Raw genomic sequence first — 14,772 nt, forward strand, 5'->3', positions numbered from 1 at the left:
CATGACATCACCGATGTTCGAAAAAATCGCGCTGGTCGGCATCGGCCTGATCGGCTCGTCGCTGGCCCGCGTCATCCGCCGCGAGGGGCTCGCCGGCCAAATCGCGATTTCGACGCGCAGCGAAGCGACGCTGGCACGGGCGAGCCAACTCGGCCTTGGCGACACCTATACGACGGATGCGAAAGAGGCGGTTCGCGATGCTGATCTGGTTATCGTTTCGGTGCCGGTCGGTTCTTCCGGTACGGTCGCCGCGGAGATCGCGCCGGCGCTGAAGAAGGGCGCCATCCTCACCGATGTCGGCTCGACCAAGGCGTCGGTGATCGCGCAGATGCAGCCGCACGTGCCTGATGGCGTGCACTTCATCCCCGGCCATCCTTTGGCCGGCACCGAAAAATCGGGACCGGACGCCGGTTTTGCCGAACTGTTCGAGAACCGCTGGTGCATTTTCACGCCGCTGCCCGGCACCGATCCCGCAGCACTGGAAAAGCTCTCGGAATTCTGGCGCCGCTGCGGCTCCAACATCGACACGATGGACCCGCAGCATCACGACATGACGCTGGCCATCGTTTCGCACCTGCCGCATATCATCGCTTACAACATCGTCGGTACCGCCGACGATCTGGAGTCGGTGACCAAGTCCGAGGTCATCAAATACTCGGCTTCCGGCTTTCGCGACTTCACCCGTCTCGCGGCGTCCGACCCGACCATGTGGCGCGACGTCTGCCTGCACAACAAGGACGCCATTCTCGAAATGCTGGCGCGGTTTTCCGAGGATCTGTCCTCGCTGCAGCGGGCGATCCGCTGGGGCGACGGCGAAAAACTGTTCGACCTGTTCACCCGCACCCGCGCCGTCCGCCGCTCGATCATCGAGGCCGGCCAGGATATCGACGTACCGGATTTCGGCCGCCAGGCAGTCGAACACCCGCCGAAGGGATAAGCCGCGGCAGGCCGATCGCAGGCCGGCCTGGCTTAGAGCGGTTCATCGTTTCACAGAAACGCCGAACGGCTCTATCTCTTTGTTTTGCGCAATTCCGGACGGAAAACCGTTTCACACTTTTCCTGGAATTGCTCTAGTCGAGCGGCTTGATCTTGCCGAGCGGGATGAAGCCGAGCGAGGCCTTGCCCCTGACGATCTTCAGCGGCATCGACGGCTGGTTGCCGAGCAGCGCCAGTCCGGCAAAGCCGGTCTGGATCTCTTTCTTCTGCTCGGGGATGGCGGTGGCGAGGATTGCCGCCACGGCCTTTGGATCATTGAGCCTGATCGTCAGGTCGGCATTTATGAGACCGTCGTCATCGACCGACAGCGGTCCGGAAACGGTGATGCGCGCAGTTCCGGACGACAGATCGAGCTCGTGGATTTCGGCCGCCTGGCCGCGCAGGCTCGTCGGATTTGCCTTGATCAGTGTCAGGCCGTTCTTCAGCGTCACGTCGCCGCTGCCGTCGAGCGGCGGCAAGACGCGCCCGCCGATGGCCGCCGCGTCGATTTCAAGATCGGTGAAATTGCCGGCATAGTCGATGTCCGGGCCGTTTGGGCGCAATTGTCCGGTGGCGGTTCCGGCGCTGAACAGCGAGACGGGATCGGTGTCGTCTGCCGGATCGGTCTGGCCGGACAGGCCTTCTGCCTGCAGCGAGAGGCGTCTCGGCAGTGGCCAGGACAGCTTCATGTCGGCCCGCAGATCATCCCAGTCGATCCAGAGCGGGGTCATGCCGGGAACTGAGGTCCTGAGCGGCCCCCTGAGCTCGGCGGCAGGCGATAGAAGCCGGGTGATCTGCGTGGCGGCGTTGATCTTGCCTGTCGATGTCGCGACGTTGCGGCTGTCGTCCTCGTAAGCCAGGCTATCGCAGGAAACGGTGAAGCTGAAGGGATAGCCGCTGACCGCGAGATTGGCGCAGTCGGCCTTGATGCCTTTGTCGTCGAGATCGGCGACCGCCTTTTTGGTTGCGCTCTCGACCAGGTCCGCCAGGTAGAACCAGCCCGCGCTGTAGATGCCGAACAGCACGAGGATGAAAGCGGCAAGCCACAACAGGCGGCGACGTTGGCTGGGCGGCGGGCGCTCGTCACTTGACGTCATGCTGCGGCTTTCGTTAACGCGGGGTGGCACGGGCGGGCTGTCGCTTGCGGCACCAACAGGTAGACGGACTGAAACACCACCGGTGAGGTGGTCGTCACAATCAGGCTTGGCGATATGGGCGATTTTTGGGTTTTTGGCTACGGCTCACTGATCTGGCGACCGGGATTCGCACATGTCGAGACGCGGCGCGCCCGCCTGCATGGCTACCGCCGTTCGCTCTGCGTCTATTCTTTCGTGCATCGCGGCACGCGCGAACGGCCGGGCCTGGTGCTCGGCCTCGACCGCGGAGGCTCCTGCATCGGGCTGGCGTTCCGGGTTCCAGGCGAGCTGCGCAACGAGGTCATTACCTATCTGCGCGAACGCGAGCTGGTCACCAACGTCTATCTCGAACGTGTGCTCAGCGTTCGCCTCGACAAGGGTGAAACGGATGGGGGCAAGACGGTCGACGCCGTCGCCTATGTCGTGGACCGCAGCCATGAGCAATATGCCGGTGCGCTCGACCCGGCCGAGGCGGCGGCCGTCGTTCGCGGCGCCGTCGGCCAATCGGGGAGGAATGAGGATTACGTGCTCAGCACGCTGGAGCACCTCGAAGCACTGGGTATAAGCGACCACTGGCTGGAAGACGTGACGAGACGGATCGCGACGTAGCGCCTTTTGTCGTTACCATGATGTTTTCGGTGTCGTGACGCGGGCTACATCCTGAAAATCTGTTTTCCAAGATCGGCGCGATCCAGACTGTTTGCCACGGCAAGCTTGAACTCGGTCAGCGGGTGGAGACCGCCGACAGGAACGTGGAAGCCGGGCTGGCCGAAGGTGTCGATAATCTCGCATAGGACAGGCCGGTCGGCTTCGGCAGGCGGCGAAAAGAAGTAGCGATAGATATTCGCCCTGATTTCGACGCCGCTCAGCAACACGTCGAAATTGTGCAGTTCGAAGCGCTCGGCACTCATTCCGCCATTGATCACCATCTGCCCGCCGAGCGCCAGGGTGCGGATCAATTCGCCGCTGACAGGTCCGCCGACATTGTCGATAATCCCATTCAATCCGGCGCCGCCGGTGATATCCATCACGGCTTCCCGGATACTTGTCTTCAACTCCGAAAGGTCAAGAGTGGCGGCGGCGCCAAGCGTCTTCAGATCGAAGCTTTGGTGCGAGCGCCGCACAAGAGCGATGACGTTGATGCCGCGTCGTTGGGCGAACTGCATCACCATTGTCGAAATTGACGAATAGCCGGCCGTGACAGCCAGCCACTGGCCAGGCCGCACACGGGAATCCACCAGCAGATCCCACGCGGTAATGGGGTTCACCATCTGCCCGGCGCGTTCGACAGGATAGCCGGCAGGCAACGGGATCAGCCATTCGGCGGGAATGGCGGCGTACTCGGCCCAGCTGCCATAATAGCTGAACGCGACAAGCGTCCCCGGTTCCAACCGAACGTTCTCGCCAACGGCTTCGACGATGCCGGCGCCATGGTTTCCGGCGATCTGCCGGGGAAAATGCGGCTTCTTCGGTTCGGGATAGAGGTTCTGGATAAACAGGAAGTCGCCCGGATTGATCGAGGCCGAGACCATCCTGACCAGCACCTCGCCGTCGCTGATCCGTGGCAACGGCAGGTCATTCACATAGAGCACGTCGCGCGGCGAACCGATGGCGTCAAATACAATTGCTTTCATGCCGGTCTCCATAACAAACGATCCGAGGCCAACAGTCTGAGCCCCGGCCAGACCGTGCTGAGACTTGCGTCAGCGCGGCGGAACCTACGGTCGGCCGGCAAAAGTCAGAATTGGCAGATTTGACAATCTATGTGCCAAACTTGCCAGATCGTTTCTTCAGAGGCTGCTGGTTTGGATACCCGGGACCAGCGCCTTGGGGCCGGACACGGCGCGGCGGGTCGCGGCTTTGTGAAGCGCCGGCGGGCTGGAAAAGAGGCTATGCGTTTGACGTTGCCACGGCGCGACATAGGTTAGCCCGGTCGGCGGCTCCCATCCGCCCCAGCATGAATCACCATGGAGATCAGCCTTGCAGAAACGTCGTCTCGGTCGCACCGACCTATCCATCGCGCCATTGGTTCTGGGCGGCAATGTGTTCGGCTGGACCGCCGATGAGAAAACCTCGTTCGACCTGCTCGACCGCTTTGTCGACGCTGGCCTCAACGCCATCGACACGGCCGATTCCTATTCGCGCTGGATTGCCGGCCACCAGGGCGGCGAATCCGAAACCATCATCGGCAAATGGATGAAAAGCCGCGGCAACCGCGACAAGGTTGTCGTTATCACCAAGGTCGGTTCGGATATGGGACAGGGCAAGAGGGACCTGTCCGCCGCCTATATCGAAAACGCCATCGATGCTTCGCTGAAGAGGCTGCAGGTCGATAGCGTCGATCTCTATCTGTCGCACTGGCCCGACCCGGCGACCCCTTATGAGGAAACGCTCGGCGCCTACCAGAAACTGCTCGACAAGGGCAAAATCCGTTATACCGGCGCTTCCAACCTCGACGCCGCCCAGTTGCGGGCCGCACTTGACGTAGCAAGCCTGCGCGGCCTGCCGCGCTACGAGGTGCTGCAGCCGGAATACAACCTCTACGACCGCTCGTCCTTCGATGGTCCGCTGCGCGATCTGTGCGCGGCCGAGGACATCGGCGTCATCACCTATTTCAGCCTCGCCAAAGGGTTTCTGAGCGGCAAGTACCGGAGCGAAGCCGATCTCGGCAAAAGTCCGCGCGGCAGTGGTGTGAAAGGCTATCTCAACGCGCGCGGCATGCGCATTCTCTCAGCGCTCGATGCGGTGTCGGCCAGACATTCGGCCAAGCCGGCGGAAGTGGCGCTTGCCTGGGTCATGGCGCGGCCCGGCGTCACCGCCCCGATCGCCAGCGCGACGACGCTCGACCAGCTCGACAGCCTGGTGCGTGCCGCGTCGTTGCAGCTCGGCCCGGACGATATCGCCGAGCTCGACAAGGCCAGCGCGTAGCCGCGCACGATCGTTCAAGACCGGCGCCGCTGCCTTGCCTTACCGTCCCTGCCTCGTCACAGGATGCAGGGACGTCGCATGGCCGGACAGGGTCTTATCGATCAGCAGCTATGGCAGCGATTGCTGGCGCTTGTGTTGGCGTCGGCCATCGTCATGGGCAGCCCGGGGCCGGCGACGATAAGCGTCACCGCGATCGGCGCCGCGTTCGGCCTGCGCGGTTCGCTGCGCTATGCCTCGGGAATCGTTGTCGGGACGGTTCTCGTGCTTTTGGTGGTGGCGACGGGCATCATGGCCGTTCTCACCGCGCTGCCGAAGCTCGCAGCGCTGTTGGCGGTCGCGTCAGCAGCCTACATCCTCTATCTGGCGTTTAAGATAGCGACGGCGCCGCCGCTGGCGGCACGCATTGGTGGGGCGGCACCTCCCACTTTCCTGGGCGGGTTCCTTCTGGCCGTTGCCAATCCGAAAGCTTATGTGGCGATTGCCGCCGTGTTCGCCGGCGCGTCTCCTGGCGCCGGCGGTCTTGCTATTTCAGCCAAGCTGGCGGTCCTCGCCTTGATGATTGCTGCCATTCATCTCTTGTGGCTTCTCGCCGGCGCGGCTTTTGCACATTTGCTGCGCAAACCGCTGGCGTCGCGGATCATCAATCTGGTGTTTGCCGTGACGCTGGTTGCAACAGCCGCCCTGGCTGCCTTGCCGTGAGCCTTTCCGGCATGCGCGGCGGGTGTCTCAGCCTTTCAATTCAGGTTTCGCATCGAGCTCACCAAGCCGTTTCATTGCCGTCGGCGGCATCGGCGGCGGGTTCGGCGTCTGTGCCGCCTCGACGAGAAGCTGGTCGCAGGCGGCTTCCGTCTCGCCGATCAGCCGTTGCATGAATTCGTCCTTGCCGAGGCCGGGCGGGATCGGCGGCAGGAAGCGCGCCTTGATCGTGCCGGGATAGCGCAGGAATTTGCGGCGCGGCCAATAGAGACCGGCGACGTGGGCGACCGGCACCACCGGAATGCCAAGCTGGGCATAAAGTTCGACGATGCCATATTTGTAGACCGGTTCGTCGCCCGGCGCCCGGCGGGTGCCCTCGGGGTAGATGATCAGCTGGCGCGGATTGCGCGCCAATTCCTGTTTGGTCGCGGCGATCACCATTTTCAATGCCTTCGAGCGGCTGCCGCGGTCGACAGGAATCATCCGCATCTTCAAAATGTACCAGCCGAAGAACGGGATCCACGTCAGCTCCCGTTTCAATATGTAAACGGGATCGTCGAGATAAGGCAGGAAAGCGATCGTGTCCCAGAAGGACTGGTGCTTCGGCGCCAGGATGAAGGAGCCGTCAGGCAGGTTTTCCTGGCCGGTGATCTCACTTCTGGTGCCGGCGATCTTGTCGTAGAGCCACATGCTGGTGCGCGACCAGAATTTCGGCACGAACCAGGCGCGATGGCGCGGCGACAGGAAATAATACGGGGTCCAGAGGATCATCTGGACGATCAGATTGAGGTAAAAGGCGAGATTGAACGCCAGCGAGCGGAAATACAGCATACAACAAGTGCCCGGTGAGGAGGTGTGCGTTCGTTACACCAAGCGCCGGCAAAAAGGAAACGCTGCGAGGCGGGCGATCGGCCCGGCCTTGCGAGGGCCGTCTTCGTCACGTTTCCCACGCGGCCTGCAGCAGGCGCTGTCTCAGGCGCGGGGCGGCGAAGTCGAGGAATGCGCGCAGCTTCACCGGCAGTAGCCCCTGGCCGGCATGGACGAGGCTCACCGGCCATGGGTCTGGCTCAAACTCTTGCAGCACCGGGCGCAGCGTACCCGACCGGACTGCGGCGGCAATCTGATAGGAAAGCAGCCTCGTCACGCCGACGCCGGCAATCGCCGCATCGATCGCTGCCTCAGCCGTGTTGACCCGTAACCTGGAGCGGATCGGCACGCTGAATTCGGTCTTGCCGGTGGCGAAGCTCCAGGCTGCGGCGGTGAGCCCTTCGAAGGTGATGGCACTGTGTGCTGCAAGCTCCTGCGGCGTTTTCGGTGTGCCGTGCTCGGCGAGATAGGCCGGGCTCGCGCAAACGACGCGGCGGATTGAGCCCAGGCGGGTGGCGATCAGGCTCGAATCGGCAAGCTCGCCGATGCGGATGGCGAGGTCGATGTGCTCTTCGACCAACTGGGTTATCCGGTCGGCGAGTGTCAGCCGCACACCTACCTCAGGATAGACGGAGAGGAAGCTGGTGACGACCGGCAGCACATGCAGGCGGCCGAAGACGATCGGCGCAGTGACGATGAGTTCGCCGGTCGGGGCATTGTATTCGCCGGCGGCTATTCGCTCGGCCTCGCCGACCTCGTCGAGAATGCGACGACAGGCGGCGAGATAGGCATGGCCTGCATCGGTCAGCGACAGCTGCCGCGCCGAGCGGTTCAACAGCCGTGTCTTCAGGTGCTTTTCCAGGTCCGAAACCTTGCGGCTGACCGTCGTCAGCGGAATGCCGAAGCGGCGCCCGGCAGCCGAGAGGCTGCCTGTCTCCGCCGCGGCAACGAAAAGCGACATGGACTGGAGGCGATCCATAGCTCTCCCGAAATTTGCCCTTCCGGAAAACGGAAGGATGGATTGCAGATATGGCATCTGCATCTCGAAGATGGAAGGACGTATTTTCCCGACTAGCAATGCAGCGCAGCTCGGCGCTTGAGGAGGCTTCCATGAACGCTCACACCAGCGATGTTGCTTTCACCCCGACGGTGAAGGCGATTCAGGCGCGCAAGGGCTCGCGCCAGGCCTATGCCCGTGTCGAGGAGCGTGGCGGCTGGCAGGCGGCAATTACGCCCGATCTCGCCGCCTTCATCGAGGCGCAGACCAGCGTCTTTCTGTCGACCGCCAATGCGGACGGGCAGCCTTACATCCAGCATCGCGGCGGGCCTGCCGGTTTCCTCACGGTGCTCGACGAACGGACGATCGGCTTTGCCGATTTTTCCGGCAACAGGCAGTTCATCACCCAGGGCAACCTCAGCGACAACCCACAGGCTTTCCTATTCCTGATCGATTATGCGCACCGGCAGCGCATCAAGATCTGGGGCAAAGCGCAAGTCGTCGAGGGCGATGCCGAGCTGACGGCAAAGCTGATGCCGCAAGACTATAAGGCGCGACCCGAGCAGGTCATCCTGTTTACGGTTTCGGCTTGGGATTCAAATTGCTCGCAGCACATCCCGCAGCGTTTCGAAGCGGCCGACGTGGCGGCGGCGCTCGGCGAACGCGACAAGCGCATCGAACGGCTCGAACAGGAGATCGCACGCTTGCGATCGGATGCAGCAGCCAGGGAATAAGAGCCAGGGAATAAAAGTGCCGGTGCCGTTCAGCTTCCGCCTGCGGCGTCGGCCAGCGCGACGCTCTCGGTTTGCTTCACCGGCATGATGCCGCGCGCCAGCGCCAGCAGGTATTTGTTGTATTCGGTGAACAGCACGCGCAGCGCTTCCGGCTTGGTCAGCCAGCCGCCATTCTCGAGGTTGGTGTTGACCACCGGATAGGGCTCGAGCCTTGCGCCGTGCAGCAGCCGGCCCATTTCCAGCAGGCTACGCGGCATATGATAATTATTGGTGACGAGAATGACGGTGCCGTAGGCATGGTCCTCGACCCATTTGGCACTTTCCTCGGCATTGCCGATCGTGTCGAGCGCGGCGCGGTCGATGTCGACGCAGCAGGAAAACAGCCTCTTGTCGCCGCCGGTCGCGGCCTGAAGCTGGCGGCGGCTGGCGGAGGGATGGACGCCGCTGATCAGCAGCCGCTCGCCCTTGCCTAAGGCAAGCAGGCCCATCGCAGCGTCGAGGCGCGATTGGCCGCCGGTCAGCACGATGATAGCGTCGGCCCTTGCCGGATTGGCGGGCGTAGTCAGGCGGCTGACGGTATTGGCGAACCAGCCGAAGCCGGCGACAAACAGCGCCATAAAGGCGAGCAGAAGGAGAGCCGAGATGCGCAAGGAGCGGCCTGCCAGCAGCCGCCCATGTTTGGCAAACTGATCCGGCTTGGCAAATTCATCAGGCTCGGCGAATACAGGCGGGCGCGCAACCAGCACTGGCATGCATCCAGCGGTATCGGTCGAGTCCCGAACGTCCATCATGAAATGGTTAATCCCGAAATACGGCCTTTGGTAGGAAAAAAATGCAATTTTCGTGACGATGCGTTTTCATCCGTGATCGATCTTTCCTTTAGCCGGCGTCCGGCTGGCGAATGTCGATGTCGCTGAGATAAGCAACCACGGTGAAATGGGAGGTTGCCGCCGTCAGCGCGCCGATCACCAGCACCATGACAGCGACCCCGAGATAACCCGCCGAGCCGATGGCGAAATTGCCGAACAGGGCGGTCGCCTGGTCGGCCTGCGGCGTTGCCATGTTGTGTGACGACCACCAGGAGAAGACGATGAAGACCAGGATCGCTGCGGCGCCGCCTGCCGCGGCGCCCTTCATGCCGGTGACCAGAAAATGCCGGCGGAATTCGCGCGCGATGAAGCGCGCCTCGGCGCCGACGAAATGCAGCACCTCGATGATGTGGCCATTGCCGGCCATGGCGCCGCGCGTCGCGAATACAACGGTCAGCACCGTCGCAGACAGCATCAGCGCCAACACTGCGATACCGATCGTTACCGTGGTGCGGGCCATGGCAACCAGCCGGTCGACCCAGGTGCGATGATCGTCGAGCGAGGCGCTCGGCAGCTTCGGCGTGATTGCCGCGCGCAGTGCGGCGAAATCGGGCGGACTATTCTCGTCGATGGTGATGATGATCAAGCGCGGCACCGGCAGCTCATCGATGTTCAGGCCCGAGCCTAGCCAAGGCTCGAGCAGTCGGGCCGTTGCTTCGCGATCGATGATCCTGGCGCTTTTCACGCCAGGGAATTCGCCGGCGATCTGCGAGGCCAGCGCAAGTGCGGCCTCCATGTCGAGGCCGTCGACCGGCTTGATCTGGATGGTCGCTTCGCGCGAGATCTGGTTCTCCCAGACGGAGGCGGTGTCACGCACCAGCGTGACTGCGCCAAACGTCAGACAGGACAGAAACGTCATGATGGCAATGACCAGCACCAGCGCCCGGCCGGCGATGTTCTGCGCCGGCACGATCGGCGCCATTTTGCGCTGGACGCGGGGCTTTGCCGCCGCGGCGTCCTGACCCTCGAAATGTTCGACGGAGAGCTCAGTCATAGATGTCCAGCCTTCCGCCGGCCAGGATCATTCGCCGTGCGTCGACCTGTTCCATCAGGCCGAGGTCGTGTGTGGCGATCACCACGGCGGTGCCCAGCCGGTTGAGCTCGATGAACAACCGCAGCAAGCGTCGCGCCAGCGGCGGGTCGACATTGCCGGTCGGCTCGTCGGCGAGCAGGATCTCGGGCTGCTCGATCAACGCCCGGGCAATGGCGGCGCGCTGCTTCTCGCCGCCAGACAGCACCGGTGGCAGCACATGCATGCGCTCGCCGAGGCCGACCCATTTCAGCAGCTCGGTGACGTCGGTGCGATAGGTCGCCTCCTCGCGGCCGCGCACGCGCAGCGGCAATGCCACGTTCTCGTAGGTGGTCATATGGTCGAGCAGGCGAAAATCCTGGAACACCACGCCGATGCGACGTCTCAGATGCGGCAATTCGGTGCGCGAGATGCGCGAGCGGTCCTTGCCGAAAATGGTGATCAGGCCGCGCGTCGGCTTCAGCGACATGAACAAAAGCCGCAGCAACGTCGTCTTGCCGGCGCCTGAAGGTCCGCTCAGGAACTGAAAGGAGCGCTCCGGAATGTGCAAGGAGATGTCGCGGAGAATCTCCGGACCCATGCCATAGCGGAGGCCGACATTTTCGAAGCGGATCACTTTCGACGACCTGAAATTCTCGGCGGCAAGATGCCAGCCCTTTCTGTGGAAAGACCATCGGCCGGCATGGTTAACCGACGGTTAATTTGGGGGCTTTTCGAGCGAGTCACAGGGGTTCCGGTGGGGAAGCGTTAACCATTTCCGTTTACCCAAAAGAAACGAACAGCGAACAGGTGCGGTAGTGTTGGGCCATGATGGCTGAGGATCGAACCGCGCGCCCGGTTTCCGGCGAAATCATGACCGATCCGGCCGCCGAGCCGGAACGCATCATGCGCGACGTGACCGCCGAGGTCATCGATGCCGACTATGAGGTGCTGCCCCGCCATTTTACACGTCAAGACTTTGCGCCGCCGCCTGCGCGCATGATTTCCATGCCTTCGATCGAAGGCATGGACATGTTGCGCAAGCCGAAACCGCCGTCGAACGGCCGTTGTGGGTGCATGGTGGGCCGATCTTCTGGATTGTCGGCGTCGGTGCCGTCTTTGCCGCCTTCTGGATTTCGGGCGGCCATGCGCTGGTTCGTTAGAGCGGCGCCAGAAAATCAACAGGTCACCAGATAAACGATTCGCGACGGTGGGACATCCGACCGTTCGCGGGTGCCCTGCGAAAGATTTGGCCTTGCCAGACGGCACGACATGCCTAGAAACGGGTTGAAGACCGTTTCGGTCGGCTTCGCCTACAAAGGCGATCATTCTGGAAGGGCAGCCAATGCCAGTTGTGCGCGGCAAGGAAATCGAAGTCCTGTTTTCGGCGTCCGCCATCGCGCGGCGGAACCTGGAACTTGCCAAGGAGATCGCCGGGCACGACTACCACGACCTTCTGGTAATCTCGGTGCTGAAGGGATCGTTCATCTTCGCCGCCGATCTTATCCGTGCCATGCACGATGTCGGCCTGTCGCCGGAGGTCGAGTTCATCTTCATCTCCAGCTATGGCGCCGGCACGACCAGCGGTGAGGTGAGGGTGCTGCGCGACATCGACAACGAGGTCGCCGGTCGCGATGTGCTTTTGATCGATGACATTCTGGAATCCGGCAAGACGCTGAGTTTCACCCGCGACCTCATGCTGTCGCGCGGCGCAAGGAGCTGTGCCATCGCCGTGCTGCTCGACAAGCGCATGCGCCGCCAGACCACGCTCAACGCCGACTATGTCGGCTTTGACTGCCCCGATTATTTCGTCGTCGGTTATGGCATGGACGTCGCCCACGCGTTTCGCGAATTGCCGTTCGTCGGCATCGTCAAGGGCGACGCCTGAGGCCTTTTGAAAATTCTACTCCGGCGGTCATCTGACGCGGTTTTCTGCGCTTCCGGTGCTCACGGACTCGAACGTCCGCTCCGGGTCTCGAAAACCACGTCATATGACTCGGCGGAGCGAATTTTGAAAAGGCCTCATGGCCTTCCTGGCTTTCAGGAAACATCAACTTTTCCTCGCCAAATATCCTGCCCATGGCAAATCTCCTGATCGTCGAGGACGATGAATCCGTCCGCACTCTCGCCGCTCGCGCGCTCGAGCGCGCCGGGCATAATGTCACTGTCGCCGCGGACGGCGCACACGGCCTTTCTCTGATCCGGGCGGCGCAAGGGAGCTATGACCTTGTGCTGTCCGACATCCGCATGCCGGAGATGGACGGCATCGAGATGGCCAAGGCGGCAGCGGCGCTGTTCCCGGCGATGAAGATCATGCTGATGACCGGCTATGCCGACCAGCGCGAGCGCGCCGACGAATTGGACGGCATTATTCTCGACGTCGTGCAAAAGCCGTTCACGCTGGCTGAAATCCGCGCCCGCGTCGAACAGGCGCTCGCCTGCTTCGCCTAAGTCCAAGGCCGACCGCCTTCAGGCAGGGTCGCAGGTCGCCGTATTGGCTGGCACGCCGCTCCGGTGCCGGCCGGCATTGAGCGCAAAAAGCCCGGCGCCGATGATGAGGGCTGCGCCGGCCGCCGTCGCTGGTCGCGGCACCTCGGCAAAGAACAGAAAACCCCATAGCGGCGACCAGATGATACCGGTGTATTCGAAGGTGGCGACGCTGTTGGCGGGCGCCAGCCGGTAGGCCTGCGACAACAGGATCATGCCGGCCGAGGCAACGAAGCCGCATGCCCCCATCTTGAGGAGGTCCGGCGTCGCCGGCCAGACCCATGGCCGGACGAGGAATTCGAGGCTCGGATGCACGGCGTGGTCAATGCCTGCCAGCCAAAACAATGCCGCCACCAAGGCGGCGCCGACCAGATAGGCGCCGTTCTGATAGAACGCCATGACAGTCGAGGATTCGGTGTCGCCGATCTTGCGTGCCATCAGCTGCGAGAAACCGTAGAGCAGAGCCGAACCTAGCGACAGCAGCGCTGCCCAGTCGAACAAGCCGGCGCCCGGGCGCACCATGACCAGCACGCCGAGCATGCCGACCAGGACGGTGGCGAGCGCCTGCCAGGACACGCGTTCGCCGAGATAGGGGCCGGCCAGCGCCATGATGAACAGCGGCGCCATGAAATAGAGCGCCACCGCGTCAGCCAGCGGCAGGGCGGCGATTGCCAGATAGTAGGCCGTGTAGGAGGTGAACTGGATGAAGGCGCGCATCGTCAGCATGCCGAACCGCTTCGACAGGATCGCCTGCAATCCGACATCGGCGTGGACGAGGAAAACCAGGATCGGCAGGGCGACGATCGAGCGGATCGCCATCACCTCGGTGACCGGATAGTGGCTCGACACCGCCTTGACCAGCGGGTCCTGCAGCGAAAAGACCAGCACGCCGAGACAGAGGCTGAGGATGCCGAGCACAAGCCGATTCTGCATAGGCGCTCCTGTCTCCCGCGTGCGCGGCCGAAAGCAGGCCTGCATCCGGGTAAAAAGAACCCGCCACCGTTTCGGGCAGCGGGTACGAGTGAGGACTTTTGATTGGTCCGCAGCCGATTTCGCGGCCGCATATCCAATGGGTAAGGCGACTATCGTCCGCCGTTTGACATGTTGCAAACGAATTGGAATGATGCCAGCAATCAGATTTTCTTATGGCGGGCACATGCGACCCAATCTCGACAGCGACCTGTTGCGCACCTTCGTGGCGGTCGCCGACACCGGCAATTTCACCAAAGCGGCGGAGCGGGCCGGCCGCACCCAGTCGGCAGTCTCGATGCAGATGAAGAGGCTCGAAGGCATGATCGGCGACAGCCTGTTCGAGCGCGGGTCGCGCGGTGTAGCGTTGACGCAGCGCGGCGGCGAACTCATCGCCAACGCCAGGCGTATCGTTTCACTGCTCGACGAGACGGCGGCATCGATGGTCGCGGCGCCGCTTGGCGGGCCGGTGCGCATCGGTATCCCGGAGGAATATGGCCACGCGATCCTGTCGCGGGCACTCGGCGTCTTTGCCAAGCGCCATCCTCAGGTCGACATCACCGTCCGCTACGCGCATTCCGGTGCGCAGATCGCGGCGCTCGCCGCCGGCGAGCTCGATCTGGCGGTGGTGTTCGAATGGCAGGATCTGTCAGGCGGTGAGGTGCTGATGCATGACCCAACCGTATGGGTGACGTCGGAGCTGCATCACATGCATGAGGAGCGGCCGGTGCCGATCGCGCTCTACAACCGTGCCGGTTGGTGCAAGGATTTCGCCATAAAGTCGCTGGAACAGCGCGGTCTCGCCTATCGTGTCGCCTACACCAGCGATACCAATGGCGGTCTGCGGCTCGCCGTCACCTCCGGGTTGGCGATCGCGCCGATCTCGCGCAGCAACATCCCGGCCGGCTGCCGCGAGCTTACGGCCGCCGACGGGTTCGGCGACATCGATTCCTCGAACGTGGTGCTGCGGCGCAATCCGAACGCTTCCGGCGAGGCAATCGACGGCATGGAAGAGGCGATCCGCGAGGCTTTCACCAACCGTTAAAGCATGCCACTCAGCTCGGGGCTGGCGGCCACCACGGACTGCGCGCGGCGATCTTCCGAA

Annotated in this window: 17 protein-coding genes; 9 read left to right on the forward strand and 8 right to left on the reverse strand. The window is 62.8% G+C overall.

Features of this window, described 5'->3' with window-relative positions; genetic code table 11:
- Position 1: 1 nt before the first annotated feature.
- Complete coding sequence (locus tag NKH49_RS23130; RefSeq protein ID WP_352471433.1) at positions 2 to 937, forward strand: prephenate/arogenate dehydrogenase family protein; 936 nt, start codon at positions 2 to 4, stop codon at positions 935 to 937.
- Positions 938 to 1,070: 133 nt separating this feature from the next.
- Here NKH49_RS23130 and NKH49_RS23135 read toward each other — a convergent pair whose 3' ends face one another.
- Positions 1,071 to 2,072, reverse strand: coding sequence for a DUF2125 domain-containing protein (locus NKH49_RS23135; RefSeq protein WP_352616051.1), 1,002 nt, complete (start codon positions 2,070 to 2,072; stop codon positions 1,071 to 1,073).
- Positions 2,073 to 2,186: 114 nt separating this feature from the next.
- On the opposite strand from NKH49_RS23135, the gene NKH49_RS23140 reads away from it, so the two are divergent.
- Positions 2,187 to 2,720, forward strand: a complete 534-nt coding sequence (locus NKH49_RS23140) for a gamma-glutamylcyclotransferase (protein WP_352616048.1) — start codon at positions 2,187 to 2,189, stop codon at positions 2,718 to 2,720.
- Between the two features lie 44 nt (positions 2,721 to 2,764).
- Here NKH49_RS23140 and NKH49_RS23145 read toward each other — a convergent pair whose 3' ends face one another.
- Positions 2,765 to 3,745, reverse strand: coding sequence for a quinone oxidoreductase family protein (locus NKH49_RS23145; protein ID WP_352616045.1), 981 nt, complete (start codon positions 3,743 to 3,745; stop codon positions 2,765 to 2,767).
- Positions 3,746 to 4,091: 346 nt separating this feature from the next.
- Between NKH49_RS23145 and NKH49_RS23150 the strand changes: the two genes are divergently transcribed.
- On the forward strand, positions 4,092 to 5,039 hold the full coding sequence (locus NKH49_RS23150) for an aldo/keto reductase (RefSeq protein ID WP_352616042.1): 948 nt from the start codon (positions 4,092 to 4,094) through the stop codon (positions 5,037 to 5,039).
- Between the two features lie 78 nt (positions 5,040 to 5,117).
- The gene (locus NKH49_RS23155) at positions 5,118 to 5,738 is read left to right on the forward strand and encodes a LysE family translocator (RefSeq protein WP_352616039.1); all 621 of its coding nucleotides are present in this window, start codon (positions 5,118 to 5,120) and stop codon (positions 5,736 to 5,738) included.
- Between the two features lie 27 nt (positions 5,739 to 5,765).
- Here the strand turns inward: NKH49_RS23155 and NKH49_RS23160 are convergent, their stop codons facing one another.
- Together NKH49_RS23160 and NKH49_RS23165 are read right to left on the reverse strand one after the other, a co-directional pair.
- Positions 5,766 to 6,566 carry a lysophospholipid acyltransferase family protein gene (locus NKH49_RS23160; protein ID WP_352616036.1) on the reverse strand — a complete coding sequence of 267 codons (801 nt, stop codon included), beginning with the start codon at positions 6,564 to 6,566 and terminating at the stop codon, positions 5,766 to 5,768.
- A gap of 106 nt (positions 6,567 to 6,672) precedes the next feature.
- Positions 6,673 to 7,581, reverse strand: a complete 909-nt coding sequence (locus tag NKH49_RS23165) for a LysR family transcriptional regulator (RefSeq protein ID WP_352540197.1) — start codon at positions 7,579 to 7,581, stop codon at positions 6,673 to 6,675.
- 131 nt (positions 7,582 to 7,712) lie between these two features.
- Here NKH49_RS23165 and NKH49_RS23170 point away from each other — a divergent pair, with 131 nt between their 5' ends.
- A complete protein-coding gene (locus NKH49_RS23170) occupies positions 7,713 to 8,333 on the forward strand; it encodes a pyridoxamine 5'-phosphate oxidase family protein (RefSeq protein WP_352471424.1) in 621 nt (206 codons plus the stop codon).
- Between the two features lie 29 nt (positions 8,334 to 8,362).
- Here NKH49_RS23170 and NKH49_RS23175 read toward each other — a convergent pair whose 3' ends face one another.
- The 3 genes from NKH49_RS23175 to ftsE all read right to left on the reverse strand — a co-directional run bounded on the left by NKH49_RS23175 (position 8,363) and on the right by ftsE (position 10,848).
- Positions 8,363 to 8,950, reverse strand: a complete 588-nt coding sequence (locus NKH49_RS23175) for a YdcF family protein (RefSeq protein WP_502898558.1) — start codon at positions 8,948 to 8,950, stop codon at positions 8,363 to 8,365.
- 262 nt (positions 8,951 to 9,212) lie between these two features.
- Positions 9,213 to 10,196 carry a cell division protein FtsX gene (locus NKH49_RS23180; RefSeq protein ID WP_352616030.1) on the reverse strand — a complete coding sequence of 328 codons (984 nt, stop codon included), beginning with the start codon at positions 10,194 to 10,196 and terminating at the stop codon, positions 9,213 to 9,215.
- Complete coding sequence (gene ftsE / locus NKH49_RS23185) at positions 10,189 to 10,848, reverse strand: cell division ATP-binding protein FtsE (RefSeq protein WP_023677923.1); 660 nt, start codon at positions 10,846 to 10,848, stop codon at positions 10,189 to 10,191. Before ftsE ends, NKH49_RS23180 begins: the two co-directional genes overlap by 8 nt.
- 236 nt (positions 10,849 to 11,084) lie before the next feature.
- On the opposite strand from ftsE, the gene NKH49_RS23190 reads away from it, so the two are divergent.
- From NKH49_RS23190 to NKH49_RS23200, 3 genes are all read left to right on the forward strand, one after another.
- The gene (locus NKH49_RS23190) at positions 11,085 to 11,408 is read left to right on the forward strand and encodes a hypothetical protein (protein WP_352928005.1); all 324 of its coding nucleotides are present in this window, start codon (positions 11,085 to 11,087) and stop codon (positions 11,406 to 11,408) included.
- A gap of 148 nt (positions 11,409 to 11,556) precedes the next feature.
- A complete protein-coding gene (gene hpt / locus NKH49_RS23195) occupies positions 11,557 to 12,099 on the forward strand; it encodes a hypoxanthine phosphoribosyltransferase (protein WP_352616025.1) in 543 nt (180 codons plus the stop codon).
- Between the two features lie 191 nt (positions 12,100 to 12,290).
- On the forward strand, positions 12,291 to 12,662 hold the full coding sequence (locus NKH49_RS23200) for a response regulator (protein ID WP_352540192.1): 372 nt from the start codon (positions 12,291 to 12,293) through the stop codon (positions 12,660 to 12,662).
- A gap of 18 nt (positions 12,663 to 12,680) precedes the next feature.
- Here the strand turns inward: NKH49_RS23200 and NKH49_RS23205 are convergent, their stop codons facing one another.
- Positions 12,681 to 13,631 carry a DMT family transporter gene (locus tag NKH49_RS23205; RefSeq protein ID WP_352471417.1) on the reverse strand — a complete coding sequence of 317 codons (951 nt, stop codon included), beginning with the start codon at positions 13,629 to 13,631 and terminating at the stop codon, positions 12,681 to 12,683.
- Positions 13,632 to 13,854: 223 nt separating this feature from the next.
- On the opposite strand from NKH49_RS23205, the gene NKH49_RS23210 reads away from it, so the two are divergent.
- Positions 13,855 to 14,712 carry a LysR substrate-binding domain-containing protein gene (locus tag NKH49_RS23210; protein ID WP_352616019.1) on the forward strand — a complete coding sequence of 286 codons (858 nt, stop codon included), beginning with the start codon at positions 13,855 to 13,857 and terminating at the stop codon, positions 14,710 to 14,712.
- The last annotated feature ends 60 nt before the right edge of the window (positions 14,713 to 14,772 follow it).

Source organism: Mesorhizobium sp. M1088, from assembly GCF_040318575.1.
In the GTDB taxonomy this organism is placed as follows: domain Bacteria; phylum Pseudomonadota; class Alphaproteobacteria; order Rhizobiales; family Rhizobiaceae; genus Mesorhizobium.

Coding starts and splice junctions, on each gene's coding strand:
- NKH49_RS23175 (WP_502898558.1), bottom strand. CDS start 8,950: ATGGCGCTGTTTGTCGCCGGCTTCGGCTGGTTCGCCAATACCGTCAGC.
- NKH49_RS23130 (WP_352471433.1), top strand. CDS start 2: ATGACATCACCGATGTTCGAAAAAATCGCGCTGGTCGGCATCGGCCTG.
- NKH49_RS23140 (WP_352616048.1), top strand. CDS start 2,187: ATGGGCGATTTTTGGGTTTTTGGCTACGGCTCACTGATCTGGCGACCG.
- NKH49_RS23155 (WP_352616039.1), top strand. CDS start 5,118: ATGGCCGGACAGGGTCTTATCGATCAGCAGCTATGGCAGCGATTGCTG.
- NKH49_RS23135 (WP_352616051.1), bottom strand. CDS start 2,072: ATGACGTCAAGTGACGAGCGCCCGCCGCCCAGCCAACGTCGCCGCCTG.
- NKH49_RS23205 (WP_352471417.1), bottom strand. CDS start 13,631: ATGCAGAATCGGCTTGTGCTCGGCATCCTCAGCCTCTGTCTCGGCGTG.
- NKH49_RS23145 (WP_352616045.1), bottom strand. CDS start 3,745: ATGAAAGCAATTGTATTTGACGCCATCGGTTCGCCGCGCGACGTGCTC.
- NKH49_RS23165 (WP_352540197.1), bottom strand. CDS start 7,581: ATGGATCGCCTCCAGTCCATGTCGCTTTTCGTTGCCGCGGCGGAGACA.
- NKH49_RS23170 (WP_352471424.1), top strand. CDS start 7,713: ATGAACGCTCACACCAGCGATGTTGCTTTCACCCCGACGGTGAAGGCG.
- hpt (WP_352616025.1), top strand. CDS start 11,557: ATGCCAGTTGTGCGCGGCAAGGAAATCGAAGTCCTGTTTTCGGCGTCC.
- NKH49_RS23210 (WP_352616019.1), top strand. CDS start 13,855: ATGCGACCCAATCTCGACAGCGACCTGTTGCGCACCTTCGTGGCGGTC.
- NKH49_RS23180 (WP_352616030.1), bottom strand. CDS start 10,196: ATGACTGAGCTCTCCGTCGAACATTTCGAGGGTCAGGACGCCGCGGCG.
- NKH49_RS23200 (WP_352540192.1), top strand. CDS start 12,291: ATGGCAAATCTCCTGATCGTCGAGGACGATGAATCCGTCCGCACTCTC.
- NKH49_RS23160 (WP_352616036.1), bottom strand. CDS start 6,566: ATGCTGTATTTCCGCTCGCTGGCGTTCAATCTCGCCTTTTACCTCAAT.
- NKH49_RS23190 (WP_352928005.1), top strand. CDS start 11,085: ATGACCGATCCGGCCGCCGAGCCGGAACGCATCATGCGCGACGTGACC.